This is a genomic window from Pseudohaliea sp. (genome assembly GCF_054552115.1).
Genome location: NZ_JBTOLW010000029.1, coordinates 24,319 through 38,161 on the forward strand (window position 1 = coordinate 24,319; position 13,843 = coordinate 38,161).

At 69.0% G+C, this 13,843-nt stretch carries 12 protein-coding genes; 1 reads left to right on the plus strand and 11 read right to left on the minus strand.

Features of this window, described 5'->3' with window-relative positions:
* Positions 1-2: 2 nt before the first annotated feature.
* Entirely contained in the window at positions 3-1,124 is a 1,122-nt protein-coding gene (locus tag ACX93N_RS13175; RefSeq protein ID WP_459428894.1) for a beta-ketoacyl-ACP synthase III, read from the plus strand.
* Here ACX93N_RS13175 and hisC read toward each other — a convergent pair.
* The 11 genes from hisC to zipA all read right to left on the minus strand — a co-directional run bounded on the left by hisC (position 1,121) and on the right by zipA (position 13,831).
* Positions 1,121-2,209: a histidinol-phosphate transaminase gene (gene hisC / locus ACX93N_RS13180; RefSeq protein WP_459428895.1), complete on the minus strand. Its 1,089-nt coding sequence runs from the start codon at positions 2,207-2,209 to the stop codon at positions 1,121-1,123. The two genes, ACX93N_RS13175 and hisC, sit on opposite strands and share 4 nt — an antisense overlap.
* On the minus strand, positions 2,206-2,955 hold the full coding sequence (gene phoU, locus ACX93N_RS13185) for a phosphate signaling complex protein PhoU (protein ID WP_459428896.1): 750 nt from the start codon (positions 2,953-2,955) through the stop codon (positions 2,206-2,208). Before phoU ends, hisC begins: the two co-directional genes overlap by 4 nt.
* Before the next feature lie 20 nt (positions 2,956-2,975).
* Positions 2,976-3,800, minus strand: a complete 825-nt coding sequence (pstB, locus tag ACX93N_RS13190; RefSeq protein WP_459428897.1) for a phosphate ABC transporter ATP-binding protein PstB — start codon at positions 3,798-3,800, stop codon at positions 2,976-2,978.
* 14 nt (positions 3,801-3,814) lie between these two features.
* The gene (gene pstA / locus ACX93N_RS13195) at positions 3,815-5,464 is read right to left on the minus strand and encodes a phosphate ABC transporter permease PstA (protein WP_459428898.1); all 1,650 of its coding nucleotides are present in this window, start codon (positions 5,462-5,464) and stop codon (positions 3,815-3,817) included.
* 3 nt (positions 5,465-5,467) lie between these two features.
* On the minus strand, positions 5,468-7,153 hold the full coding sequence (locus ACX93N_RS13200) for an ABC transporter permease subunit (protein ID WP_459428899.1): 1,686 nt from the start codon (positions 7,151-7,153) through the stop codon (positions 5,468-5,470).
* Positions 7,150-8,109 carry a PstS family phosphate ABC transporter substrate-binding protein gene (locus ACX93N_RS13205; RefSeq protein WP_459428900.1) on the minus strand — a complete coding sequence of 320 codons (960 nt, stop codon included), beginning with the start codon at positions 8,107-8,109 and terminating at the stop codon, positions 7,150-7,152. Before ACX93N_RS13205 ends, ACX93N_RS13200 begins: the two co-directional genes overlap by 4 nt.
* 1 nt (position 8,110) lies before the next feature.
* Complete coding sequence (phoR, locus tag ACX93N_RS13210) at positions 8,111-9,385, minus strand: phosphate regulon sensor histidine kinase PhoR (protein WP_459428901.1); 1,275 nt, start codon at positions 9,383-9,385, stop codon at positions 8,111-8,113.
* The gene (gene phoB, locus ACX93N_RS13215; RefSeq protein ID WP_459428902.1) at positions 9,382-10,092 is read right to left on the minus strand and encodes a phosphate regulon transcriptional regulator PhoB; all 711 of its coding nucleotides are present in this window, start codon (positions 10,090-10,092) and stop codon (positions 9,382-9,384) included. The genes phoR and phoB overlap by 4 nt, the downstream gene beginning before the upstream one ends.
* Before the next feature lie 132 nt (positions 10,093-10,224).
* The gene (locus tag ACX93N_RS13220; RefSeq protein WP_459428903.1) at positions 10,225-10,830 is read right to left on the minus strand and encodes a transglycosylase SLT domain-containing protein; all 606 of its coding nucleotides are present in this window, start codon (positions 10,828-10,830) and stop codon (positions 10,225-10,227) included.
* Positions 10,827-12,854, minus strand: a complete 2,028-nt coding sequence (ligA, locus tag ACX93N_RS13225; RefSeq protein WP_459428904.1) for an NAD-dependent DNA ligase LigA — start codon at positions 12,852-12,854, stop codon at positions 10,827-10,829. The genes ACX93N_RS13220 and ligA overlap by 4 nt, the downstream gene beginning before the upstream one ends.
* Before the next feature lie 2 nt (positions 12,855-12,856).
* Positions 12,857-13,831 carry a cell division protein ZipA gene (gene zipA, locus ACX93N_RS13230; protein ID WP_459428905.1) on the minus strand — a complete coding sequence of 325 codons (975 nt, stop codon included), beginning with the start codon at positions 13,829-13,831 and terminating at the stop codon, positions 12,857-12,859.
* Between the last annotated feature and the right edge of the window lie 12 nt (positions 13,832-13,843).

Consider the following 13,843-nt stretch of genomic DNA (forward strand, 5'->3'; position numbering starts at 1 on the left):
CCATGCACCGGGTAGTCATCAGTGGCACGGGGTTGTACACCCCGCCGGAGGCGATCAGCAACGAGGAGCTCGTCGCCTCCTTCAACGCCTGGGCCGACGCGTACAACCGCGAGCACGCCGACGCGATCGAGCGCGGCGAGCTGGCAGCCCAGGCCTACAGTTCCGTGGATTTCATCATCAAGGCGTCCGGTATCCGCTCGCGCTACGTAGTGAACAAGTCGGGCATCCTCGATCCCCGGCGCATGGTTCCGGACATCCCGGAACGGCCGGATGACCAGCCCTCGGTGATGTGCGAAATGGCGGTCGCCGCAGCCCGCGAAGCGATGGCTGCCGCCGGCATCGGCCCGGGCGATCTCGACGCCGTACTCGTGGCGGCCTCTAACATGCAGCGCCCCTATCCGGCGATTGCCGTCGAGGTACAGGACGCGCTGGGCATACGCGGCTGGGGCTTCGACATGAACGTCGCCTGCTCCTCGGCGACCTTCGGCATCCAGCAGGCGCGCGACGCGATTGCCATGGGCAGCGCACGCGCCGTACTCATGGTGAATCCGGAAATCTGCACCGGGCACCTGAATTTCCGGGACCGGGACTCCCATTTCATCTTCGGCGACGTATGCACCGCGGTGGTGCTGCAGCGGGCGGAACTCGCCGACAGTGCCGAGCAATACGAAGTCATCGACAGCCGCCTGCAGACCCTCTACTCCAACAATATCCGCAACAACTTCGGTTTCCTGAACCGGGCCGACCCGGCGGGCATCGGCAGGCCGGACAAGCTCTTCGTGCAGGAAGGCCGCAAGGTTTTCAAGGAAGTCTGCCCCGCGGTCGCGATCCAGATCACGGAGCAGCTGGGGCGCCTGGCGCTCCCGGCATCACAACTCAAGCGGCTGTGGCTGCACCAGGCCAACCTGAGCATGAATCAGCTGATCGCCCGGCGGGTCCTGGGCCGTGAGCCGTCCCCTGAAGAGGCGCCGACGATCCTCGACGAGTACGCCAACACGAGTTCTGCCGGCTCGGTCATCGCCTTCCACAAGCACCGAGATGACTTTACCGCCGGCGACACCGGCGTGCTCTGCTCCTTCGGCGCCGGCTACAGTATCGGCAGCGTGGTCCTGCGCCGCCGCTAGCGGGTGTCGCGGCCGCTCTCGGGGGCGGCCGCGCACCAGGCCCCGACAGCCGACAGCAGGCGGTCCATCTCTTCATCGGTGCCGATACTGATCCGCAGGTACTCCCTGATCCGCGGCCGATCGAAATGGCGGACGATGATGCCGTCCTCGCGCAGCGCCTTGAACAGTGCGGGCGCCGCGCCCGCCGGCGGGCGCGCAAAGACGAAGTTGGCCGCGGAAGGCAGTACCGCGAAGCCCAGGCTCTCGAGAGCAGCCGTTACGCGCTCCCGGGTAGCCACCACACGCCGGCAGCTATCCTCGAACCACGCCTGGTCCTCGAAGGATGCGATCGCTGCCCGCTGCGCGATGGCGTCGAGCGGGTAGGAGTTGAAGGAGTCCTTGACCCGGACCAGCCCCTCGATGAGCGCCGCGTCGCCGAGGGCAAAGCCCACCCGCAGCCCCGCGAGCGCACGGGACTTGGACAGGGTCTGAACCACGAGGAGGTTGGGGTGGCGTGCGATCAGGAGCGCCGAGCTGCGCCCCCCGAAATCGATATAGGCCTCATCGACGACAACGACGCAGTCGCCGTGGGCGGCCAGCAGCCGCTCGATTTCATTGAGCTCGAGGAGTCGCCCGGTCGGCGCATTCGGGTTGGGCAGGATGATGCCGCCGCAGTCTTCCGGAAAGGCGCCGACATCGATGCCAAGCTCCGCATCCAGCGGCACGCGCACCGCCTCGATCCCGTAAAGGCCGCACCAGACCGGGTAGAAGCTGTAGCTGATCTCGGGGAAGGCCAGGGGCCGGGGATGCTTGAGCAGCCCGAGGAAAGCGTGGGCGAGAACCTCGTCCGAGCCGTTGCCGACAAACACCTGCTCCGGTGCCAGCCCGTAGTGCGTGGCGATACAGCCGCGCAGGGCACTGGCGTCCGGGTCAGGGTAGCGCCGCAGGCTGTCGCCGTCCGTGGCGGCCACAGCCGCCAGGACCTGCGGCGACGGGCCATAGGGGCTCTCGTTGGTATTCAGCTTGACCAGTCGCGGATGGCGCGGCTGTTCCCCGGGCACGTAGGGGCTGAGGCCGCGGACGGCCTCGCTCCAGAAATGGCTCACGACGTGGCGTCCCCCGGCGACGGCTGACCCGCCTCCTCCTGCATATAGGCGCGCAGCTGCGCCGGCTCCATGTGCCGCACGTCGAGGCCTCGGGCGAGGTAGATAACCTGTTCCGCGATGTTCGCCGCGTGGTCCCCGATGCGCTCGAGCGCCCTGAGCGCCCAGAGCTCGTTGAGGATAGGGCCGATGTTGCGCGGATCCTCCATCATGAAGGTCACGAGGCTGCGCATGGCCGAGTGGTACTCGGAATCGACACCCTCGTCATCGACGACGACCTTGACGGCCATGGCCACATCCTGCCGGGCGAAGGCATCCAGGGCACTGCGCAGCATGGCACCGACGTGCTTGCCGATACGCCGCACCTCCGGGGACCCGCTGCGCGCCGGCGCCTGCTCCGAGAGCGTGATTGCCTGGCGGGCGATCTTGGTCGCCTCGTCGCCGACCCGCTCGAGATCCGTGGTAACCTTGGCCACGGCAATCACGAGCCGCAGGTCGCTGGCGGCCGGCTGTCGCCGGGCGAGAATACGCGAGCACTCCTCATCGATGCGCACCTCCATGGCATTGACCTCCTCGTCGGAGGCAATAACCGCTTCGGCTTCGCCGCTGTCCCGGGCGAGGAGCGTCTCGACAGCACGGGCAACGGCCGCCTCGACCCGCCCGCCCATCTCGAGCAGGTGGTTGCGAACGGCCTCCAGCTCGGCATTGAACTGGCCGGAAATGTGCTGCCTGTGGCTGTCGCTTTGCAAGGGCGTCTCCCGCTGGCTGCTCAACCGTAGCGCCCGGTGATGTAGTCTTCCGTCTGGCGCTGCTCGGGGTTCGTGAAGAGTGTATCGGTTTCGCCGAATTCCACCAATCGCCCCATGTACATGAAGGCGGTCATGTCGGATACCCGCGCCGCCTGCTGCATATTATGGGTCACGATGACGATGGTGTAGCGGGTTTTCAGCTCGTAGATGAGCTCCTCGATACGCAGCGTTGAAATCGGGTCCAGAGAAGAAGCCGGCTCGTCCAGGAGCAGCACTTCCGGCTCGACGGCAATGGTCCGTGCGATCACCAGGCGCTGCTGCTGGCCGCCGGAGAGCGCCAGGGCGCTGTCATCGAGGCGGTCCTTGACCTCATCCCAGAGCGCCGCAGCGCGCAGGGCTTTCTCCACGGACTCGTCGAGGACGCGCTTGCGGTTGATGCCCTGGATGCGGAGCCCGTAGGCCACATTCTCGAACACGGTCTTCGGAAATGGATTCGGGGCCTGGAACACCATACCGACGCGGCGCCGCAGGCTCGCCACGTCCACCGCCGGGTCGTGGATATCCTCGCCCTCGAGGCGGATACTGCCGCTGATGCTGCAGCCTTCGATGAGGTCGTTCATGCGGTTGAAGCAGCGCAGCAGGCTCGACTTGCCGCAACCGCTCGGCCCGATGAAGGCGGTCACGCGCTGACGTGGAATGGCGAGGTCAATACGGTCCAGTGCCGGCGCTGCACTGCCGTCGTAGTGCAGGGACAGACCCTTCGCAACGAGTGCGGCACCCTCGGTGGGCACGCGTGGTGCCGGGGCTCGACGCAGGGCCTGCACGTTGATGGAGTGTTCTGCCATGAGTCGTGAGCCTATCAGTTGGCCAGGGACTTGTATCGCTCGCGAAGACGATTGCGCAGGATCACCGCCGCGAGGTTCAGTACCAGGATGATGGCCACGAGCAGAAACGCCGTGGCGTAGACCAGGGAGCGGGTCGCATCGGGGTCCGGGCTGTGGAAACCGATGTCGTAGATGTGAAAACCGAGGTTCATGAACTTCTGCTCGAGATGCAGGTAGGGAAACTCCCCACTCACGGGCAGTGTCGGTGCGAGCTTCACCACCCCGACCAGCATCAGTGGCGCAACCTCGCCCGCCGCCCGGGCCACGGCAAGCACAAGCCCGGTCATCATGGCCGGCGAGGCCATGGGCAGAACCACGCGCCAGAGCGTCTCCGCCCGGGTCGCGCCGAGGGCGAGACTGCCCTCGCGCACAGAGCGCGGGACCCGGGCGAGGCCCTCTTCCGTCGCCACGATGACCACCGGCAGGGTCAACAGGGCGAGCGTGAGCGACGCCCAGAGCAGCCCGGGGCTGCCGAAGGTAGGGCTTGGTAAGCGGTCGGCAAAGAAGAGCCGGTCGACCTCGCCGCCAAGCACGTAGACGAAGAAACCGAGGCCAAACACCCCGAACACCAGGGACGGTACCCCGGCGAGGTTGTTCACCGCAATGCGCACCAGGCGCGTCAGCGGGCCCTGCCGGGCATACTCGTGGAGGTAGACAGCGGCCAGCACGCCGAGCGGTGTCACCAGTACGGCGGTCAACAGCACAAGGGCCACGGTGCCGAAAATCGCGGGGAAGACGCCCCCGTCCGTGTTGCCATCCCGCGGCGCTCCGCTCACGAAATCCCAGAGCTTTTCGAAGTAAAGCCCCAGGCGCGCCGGCAGCGACAGCGCATTGGGCTGATAGGCCCGCAGCACCGTCGCCAGCGGCTGCTCGATTCGCCGGCCGTCGGCAAGGGCCAGCTGGAGCGTGTAGCGCCCGAGCGCTTCGCGCAGGACGCGCCGCTCGGCCTCGAGCGCCGCCAGCCGTTCGCGCGCGCCGTGCATACGCGGGTCTCCGGCGGCACGCCACCGGGCAAGCTCGGCGCTCGCGGCGGCCAGCGGGCCCTGCTCGAGGGTGCGTAGGGCTTCCCGCGCCGCGGCCGTGGCCGCCAGCGCCTGCTCGATAGCTTCCCGCAGGGCGGGCCCCTCACCCGCCACGACTCCCGCCCCGCTTTCGCCGAGCGCCAGCGGGTAGCCGAAGAGCGGCCCCCATTCGCTGCGTTCGATCACAGTGGCCGCCGCCGGCGTGCGCGCCGCGAGCATATCCGAGGCCAGCAGCCAGCGGAACTCCGCCGCGCCGAGATCGCGGTTGCCCAGCCGCAGGAGCAGCCGCTCGCGCCGCTCGGGGCCCGGCCCCGGCTCGAGGCCGGCCTCGCGGAGCTGCAACACCGGGACGTCACGCCGCGCAACGACCTGGCCGAGCAGCGACTCGGTCGACCCGCCGCCCGCGCGGACCTCCAGTGCCTTGAGCGGGCCGGGCCAGAAGTGCCCCAGCCCCCTGGCTGCGAGCAGCGCGACCAGGGCCAGCACCGCCAGCAGCGACAGGGCCGCCGCGCCGGCCGCCAGCCACTCCAGCGCATCCCCCCCCTGGCGGCGCAGGGCGACGCCAAGGCGTTCGTGGGGAGAGCTACGGCGCGCGGCGGTCACGGCTCAGCCCGCCGCATAGCGGTAGCGCAGCCGCTGCCGCACCAGTTCCGCCAGGGTGTTGATGACGAACGTGAAGGCGAATAGGAGCAGCGCCGAAAGGAACAGCACCCGGAAGTGCGTGCTGCCGACGATGGATTCAGGCGCCTCCATCACGATGTTTGCGCTCAGGCTGCGCAGCCCCGTGAACGGATCGACGTCGAGGATCGGCGTGTTGCCTGTCGCCATGAGTACGATCATGGTTTCGCCGATCGCACGGCCCAGGCCGATCATCAGTGCCGAGAAGATCCCCGGGCTTGCCGTGGGCAACACCACGCCCGTGAGCGTTTGCCAGCGCGTTGCGCCGAGGGCGAGGCTGCCGTCGGACAGGCTTCGCGGCACCGAGAAGATGGCATCCTCGGTGATCGAGTAAACGGTGGGAAGGACGGCGAAGCCCATTGCCATGCCGACGACCAGCGCGTTGCGCTGCTGGTAGGCGATGCCTAACTGCCGCTCGAGCCAGCCGCTGACGTCACCGCCGAAGCAGGCCGCCTCGATCACCGGACTCGCGGAAACGCTCACCCAGGGCAGCAGCACCACGACCGGCAACAGCAGCAGGGGCCGGACGCCGGGGGGCAGGCGGCGGCGCCAGCGCCGCGGCAGCGCCGACCAGAGCGCGCCGGCGGCGACTATCCCGGCAACCAGGATGAGGGGGGCGGCAAGGAACCCCGCGAGCGCATGCTCCACCCGCGGCGCCAGCCAGAGGCCGGCGATGAAACCGAGCACGACCGTGGGCACCGCTTCCATGAGCTCGATCCCGGGCTTGACGACCCGCCGCAGCGGTCGCGCCATGAAGTAGGCGGTGTACGCCGCGGCGAGCACGCCGAGCGGCGCCGCGAAGAGCATCGTGTAAAAGGCGGCCTTGAAAGTCCCGAGGGCCAGGGGGGCCAGGTTCAGCTTGGGTTCGTCGCTCGCGCCCGCCGGGGACGATTGCCAGACTCGCGCCGGGGCCGGGTAGTCCGGGTGCCAGACCGCGGCCCAGAGGGACGTGAAGGAGACCTCCGGATGCGGGTTGCGCACGCGGTAGTGGTGCACCGTTTCACCGACGCGGACCGCGAGGGACGCACCGTCGGCGGCGACCGCCACGGAGTCCGCGCCGACGGTACGCGGAAGGCGCGTGGCGAGCAGCCGTCGCTCGGCGACGGTGTGCCAGGCCTGCAGGCGGCCGTCGGCAGCGAGCGCATAGACCACCGCGCGTTGCGGTTCGGCAACCAGCCAACGCACGGGCAGGCCCCCGCTGTCCAGGCGCCGGAAGCGGGCCCACGGTCCGCCGGGCCCGGCACTGGTACGCCCGAATTCGACCAGCCCGCCATCCCCGGTCGCGACGATCACCGCTCGCCCGCCGGCCAGACGGACACTGGGACCCGCCGCGCCCGCGATCAGCCCCGCGTCGGCGAGTTCTGCCAGCAGCGCGGGCGAGGCGGGATCGGGGCCGCGGCCGGCCGGCAGCAGCCCGGCGCCCGAAGCCGGTTCGCTATGGCTGTAGCTGATGGCCGCCGGCTGCAACAAAGGCATGACCTCCCAGAGCAGGTAGAGCAGCATGAGAAGGATGGTGCCCAGTACACCCACGCCGGCGGCACCGACCAGCGCGCTGGTCCCCCGATCAAACCAGCGGCGGTGGCGATCGACCCGGCTGTCGGCAAGGCGGCTCACAGACCCAGGGCCTCGCGCTGCGCCTCGATCAGCGTCACCGGCAGCGGCACGTAGCCGTCCTGGAGTACCAGGCGCTGTCCCTCGCGGGAATAGACGAAGCGAAAGAACTCGCGGACCAGCGCGGTGAGCGGCTGCCCCGGCGGGCGGTTGACGTAGGCGTAGAGATAGCGCGCGAGTGGATAGCGGCCGCTGCCGGCGGCTTCGGCGGTCGGCGGGACCGCCGGCCCGCTGCCGTCACTGATCGCGAGCGGACGCACACCCGCGGACTCGTAACCCAGGCTCGAATAGCCGATGGCGCCGGGCGACGCGCCGACGGCATGCACCACGGAGGCCGACCCGGGGAGCTCGTTCACGAGCGGATGGAAGTCCCCTTGGCACAGTACCTCGCTGCGGAAGTAGCTGTGCGTGCCCGAGGCGGTGTTGCGTCCGTAGGCTACGATGGGGCGGCCGCGCCAGCTGCCGCCCAGGCCCAGGTCCCCCCAGTGGGTGAAGCGCCGTGCGGCACCGCAGCGCCGGGTGATCGAGAAGACTGCGTCGAGCTCGGCGAGGGAGAGCGCCCGGAGCGGGTTGTCCTGGTGTACGAAGACCGCCACTGCGTCGACGGCGACAGGCACGGCAGTGGGAGGGTAGCCGAAACGCCCGCGAAAGGCCTCCACCTCGCGCGCGGTCATGGCGCGGCTCATGGGGCCGAGTTCAGCTGTGCCCTCTGCCAGCGCCGGTGGTGCCGTCGCCGACCCGGCGGCCTGCACTTCCACCGTCACCGCCGGGTGGTGGGCGCTGAACGCGCGCGCCCACAGGGACATGAGGTTGGCCAGCGTATCCGAGCCGGCACTGCCCAGGCTCCCGACCAGGCCCGAGGCGGGCTCATAGGGCGGCAGGGTGCGGTCCCCAAGGGCCGGCGCGGCTACCAGGGCCAGCAGCAGGCACACGCGACGCCAGGCCCTGCCCGCACGCACGTCAGGCGGCGAAGGCCAGGGTAAAGGTACTGCCCTCCCCCGGCTCACTCTCGATGCGCAGCTCCGCCCGGTGAGAGGCGGCGACGTGCTTGACGATGGCAAGGCCCAGCCCCGTACCGCCCGTTGCGCTCGAGCGGCTCTCGTCGACCCGGTAGAAGCGTTCCGTCAGGCGCGGCAGGTGTTGCTCTTCAATGCCCGGGCCCTGGTCCACGACCGACAGCAGCAGTTCGTCGCCCTCGCGGCGCCAGTGAACCAGCACCGGCTTGTCGTCCGGGCTGTACTTGATGGCATTGAGCACCAGGTTGGAAACGGCGCTGTGCAGTTCGCGGTAATCACCGGCAACGCCGTCGCGCGTGTCCAGGCGCACTGCCACGACCCGTTCCGGGTGCGAGTGCGCCAGCTCGTCTCGAAGCTCCTCGACCAGGCCCGCCATGTCCACGCGCTCCGTCTTCTTCTCGCTGCGCACGCTCTCGATGCGCGAGAGCCAGAGCAGATCGTCGAGAAGGTTCTCCATACGCCGGGCCTGCAGTTCCATCTGTTCCAGCGGCTTGTGGAAGCGCGGGTCCAGCCGGTCTCCCGCGGCCATGAGGGTGTCGAGGTAGCCCTTGAACACCGTGAGCGGAGTGCGCAGCTCGTGCGAGACATTGCCGACGAAATCCCGCCGCTGCTGCTCCAGCTGCAGCATGCGGGTCACATCGCGCACGAAGAGAAGGAAATCACCGTCGGCAAAAGTGGTGACCTCCATCTGCAGGAAGCGAGGCGCACCGCCCTTCAGGCCGACCTGCAGGGGCTGGGAGAAATCGCCGTTGATGAAGTAGCGGTGGAACTCGGGCAGGCGCACGAGGTTCAGGATCAGCTGGCCCCGGTCCCTGGGGTACTCGAGACCGAGCAGCGTGCGGGCAGCCTCGTTGCACCACTCGATGGCCCCGGCCTGGGTGAGGATGACCACCCCGTCGCGCATGGAGGCGAAGGAACTCTGCAGGTAGTCGACGGTGGACTGAAGCCGGCTGCGCGCCTCGCGGTTCTCCCGCTGCAGGCGGTAGATGGTGTCGTAGACGACGCCCCAGATGCCGAAGCTCTCCGGCGGCGTCTGCTCCGGATCCTCGAGCCAGCGGCGCATGCGCCAGATCTGGTAGAGCCAGACGCCGCTGATGGTCCCGAGGCCCACGGTGAGCATGGCCAGAGGGTAGCCGAACAACCAGCCGGCCAGCGCCGACGCGGCCAGCACCAGCAGCAGCTTGCGCAACTCCCCACGCCAGCTACCGGCCAGGTTCACCCGGTGGGAGCCCCCCGAGCGGAGAAGCGGTACCCGGTGCCGCGCACGGTCTGGATAAGGCCGCTGTAGTCACTGGCGCCGGCCGACAGCGCCTTGCGCAGGCGGCGGATGTGGACGTCGACGGTGCGTTCCTCAACGTAGACGTTCGCACCCCAGACCTGGTCGAGCAGCTGGTTGCGCGTGTAGGCCCGCTCCGGGTGCGCCATGAAGAACTGCAGCAGGTTGAACTCCGTGGGACCCATGTCGAGTGGCTCGTCGGCGAGAAAGACACGCCGGCTCTTGCTGTCCAGCACCAGTTCGGAGACCTGCATGCGGTCACTGGCCTCCGCCCCGCCCGCCCTGCGCAGCAGGGCCTTGATACGCGCAATGAGTTCCCGCGGTGCGAAGGGCTTGGTGATGTAGTCGTCGGCGCCGACGTCGAGGCCCTGGATGACGTTGTCCTCCGCCGTCTTCGCAGTCAGCATGATGACCGGTATCTCCCGCGTCCCCTCGTCGCGCTTCAGGCGACGGAGCAGTTCGATGCCACTGCCCCCGGGAAGCATCCAGTCGAGGAGGACGATGTCCGGCCGCTGGTCGACGATAGTGGCATGGGCGTCCTGGATGTTATCGGCCTCCAGACAGCGGTAATCGACGATCTCGAGCGCCATGCGCAGCATGTCGCGGATTGCGAACTCGTCGTCGACCACCAGGACGGTGCGTTCACTCATGGCACGGTAGCCTGCATGGGAATTTGTCCGCGAAGTCTGCCGCCGCACTGTGACAATAACATGACAGATCGGCCCCTTTTTGCAACAGGGCCGTCACAGTCAAAAGCCTGTCGCAGCACCGCGCCCCGTCCCTCAGAACCAGCCGAAGAACCAGCCATCGTCCTCGAGTTCTTCCCGGCAGGCCGGCAGCTGTCCGCTGTACAGCGAGGACCGGCGCTCGACCTTGCGCGCCACGGAGCGCAGCCAGTCCTTGCTCCTGAAGCTGCCCCGGGCAAAGCCACCGTGGCCTTCGTGGTACGCCAGGTAGAGCCGGTAGGCGTCGTCCGGCCGGATGCCGTTGCGCCTGGTTGACTGGTGGTTGTACCAGCCGATGAAATCGATGGCGTCACCGAAATCGTCGCGGTCGGCGCCGTAGTTGCCGGCGCTGCGCTCGTAGGCGCGCCAGGTGGCCTTGAGCGCCTGGCTGTAGCCGTAGGAGTCGGAGGGGCGCGGCCCGGGAATGAAACCGAAGATCTTCTTCCGCGGCGGCTTGGCTTTGGCGACGAAACGCGATTCCTGGTGCATGATCGCCATCAGCACCGGGATCGGGCTGCCCCAGCGCTCACTCGCATCCCGTGCATCATCATACCAGCCGTCCTTGTCGCGGAAGATCTCGCAGAGATTGTCGAGGTCCCGCGGCGGTGTCGTGGCGCAACCGGCGACAACAAGGCACAGCGATACCAGCAGCAGCGTTCTCACGGCCGTCCCCCGTGTTCGTCGAGAAAGGCGAGGAATGCGGCCTCGTCGATGACCGGCACCTCCAGCGCTTCCGCCTTCGCCAGCTTGCTGCCCGCTCCGGGCCCGGCGACCAGAGTGCGGGTCTTCGCGGAGACACTGCCCGACACGCGGGCCCCGAGGGCCTGCAGCGCCGCGCTGGCCTCGTCCCGCGTCATGCTCTGAAGCTTGCCGGTGACCACCCAGGTCTGACCGGCCAGCGGCGCATCGTCGGCCGCCGCCTCCGCCTCGGGCCAGTGCACCCCGGCCTCGCGCAGGGCCCTGACCACGGCCTGGCTCGCCGGGTCGTCGAAGAACTGGCGCAGGTGATCGGCAACCACCGGCCCGACATCATCGACGGCCAGCAGGTTCTCCTCGGACGCCGACGCCAGCGACTCGTAGCTGCCGAAGTGCCTTGCCAGCGAGCGCGCCGTGGCCTCGCCCACCTCGCGGATACCGAGGGAGTAGAGAAAGCGCGCCAGCGTGGTGGCCTTGCTCGCCTCCAGCGCCGCCAGCAGGTTGTCAGCGCTTTTCTCGCCCATGCGCTCCAGGCCGAGGAGGTCGTCCCGCCGCAGCGCGTAGAGGTCGGCCACGGTCTCCACGAGGCCCCGCTCCACGAGCTGCTCCACCAGCTTGTCGCCGAGCCCGTCGATGTCCATGGCCCGGCGCGAAGCGAAATGGCGCAGGGCCGCCATCCGCTGGGCGGCGCAGACCAGGCCGCCGAGGCAGCGCAGCACCGCACCCCCCTCCTCCCGCTCCACGGCGGAGCCGCAAACCGGGCACGTCGACGGCGGGACGACCGGCGTCGCGTCCTCGGGGCGCCGGTCGGCGACCACGGACACCACCTGGGGGATCACGTCGCCCGCGCGGCGTACGATGACCGTATCACCGACCATGACGCCGAGGCGCTCGACCTCGTCGAGGTTGTGCAGCGTGGCATTGCTGACGGTGACACCGCCGACGAAGACCGGCTTCAGCCGCGCCACCGGCGTGACGGCGCCCGTACGCCCGACCTGGAACTCGACGGCCTCGAGCTGTGTCAGCTCTTCCTGAGCGGGGAATTTCCGGGCGATGGCCCAGCGCGGGGCCCGGGACACGAAACCGAGGCGCTCGCGCAGAGCCAGGTCATTGACCTTGTAGACGATGCCGTCGATATCGTAAGGAAGCGCGGCGCGCCGGGCCTCGAGGCGACGGTAATAGTCGAAGCAGCCGTCGATGCCGGTCACCAGCGCCGACTCGCTGTTGATGCGCAGCCCCCAGCCATGCAGGCGCTCCATGATCGCCCAGTGCGTAGCCGGCAGCGAGCCGCCCCTCACCTGCCCCACGCCGTAGCAGCACAGCTGCAGCGGCCGGCGGGCGGTGACCCGGGAGTCGAGCTGGCGCAGGCTGCCGGCCGCCGCGTTACGCGGGTTCACGAAGCCTTTCTCGCCACGTTCGGCCGCCTCGCGGTTCAGCTGCGCAAAGCCGTCGTGCAGCATGTAGACCTCGCCGCGTACCTCCAGCTCCGCCGGATAGCCGTCGCCGCGCAGGCGCAGGGGCACAGAGCGTATGGTGGCGACATTGTCGGTAATGTCCTCGCCGGTAGTCCCGTCGCCGCGGGTGGCGGCGCGCTCAAGGGCTCCCCGGCGGTAGAGGAGGCTGACGGCCACCCCGTCGAGCTTCGGCTCGCAGGCAAACTCGAGGGCGGTTTCCGGATCTCCCAGGCGATCGAGCACCCGGCGGTGAAACTGCTCGAACTCCTCGTCGCTGAAGGCGTTGTCGAGGGAGAGCATCGGCTGTTCGTGGCGGACGCTGGCGAAGGCCGTGAGCGGCTCCGCACCGACCCGCCGGGTCGGCGAGTCGGGCCGTGCAAGGGCCGGGTGCGCCGCCTCGAGGGCCTGCAGTTCGCGCAGCGCGCGGTCATACTCGGCATCGGGTACGCTGGGCTGATCGAGCACGTGGTACTCGTAGTTCCAGCGCTCCAGCCTGTCGCGCAGTTCCGCCGCGCGGGCCTCCGGACGTGCGCTCACGGCTAGCGCGACCCGGCGAGAAGACGCCTCTCGAGATCGCGGATCTTCTGGCGGCTGTGCTCGAGGGACTGGCGGGTGAGTGCGCTGCGCGACTCGTCGAGCACTTCACCGCCGAGGTTGCGGGCCACGGCCTGGGCCGTTTCGAGCATGTAATCGAAGGCCTTCATCATGTCTTCGGGGCCTGGCAGGGTGACGAAGAAGAGCAGACCGGGGGTGGATAGCTCGCTCATGCGATCGATGTCGAACACCCCCGGCTGCATCATGTTGGCGACGCTGAACTGAATGGCGCCGCGACCCGCGGCCTGTTCGTGGCGGTGGAAGAAGTCCATGTCGCCGAAGCGGAGGTCGCAGGCGAGGAGTATCTGCAGGATATCGTCACCGCGGAAGCCGGCCGGGTCCTTCGCGATGACGTGAAGGATGAACACCTCAGGATCTTCCCCGCGGGGCAGGCGCCCTGCGCTGCCCGCGGGCCGCGGCTCGGGCTCGTCGTCCGCCGGCAGGTCCTCGAGCCAGTCGAGGTTGCCGGGTTCCTCACGATCGCTGGTGCTGACTCCGCTGACCAGGCCGTCGTCCGCGGACGACCGGGCAGCTGCCTTGCGCGCTCCCCGCGAGCGCGGGCGGCCGCTGTCGGTACCCGTAGCGGCCGCCCCGCCGGCACCTGCTGTGCCGCTATCCGCCGCGCCGGCAGTCGCGTCGGCAGTCGCGTCGGCCGATGCCGCTGCCTGTACGGCCTCGTCGTGCTCCCGGGTAGCGCGCACCAGGTCCTCGCGGCGGATGACCCGCGCACCCCCGTTCGGCAGTTCCTGGACCACGCTCGGGTGCTCCTGCTGCTCGTCGTCGCCCTCACCCACCCGGCGCAGCTTGACACGCACCTCGGCCTGCCGCTCCGCGCGCACACGCCGCCACGCGTCCACGAGCACCGCCGCAATCAGCAGCACGCCGATGATGACCATCCAGTCGCGTATCGTCAGCTCCATGCGTCAGCGCCC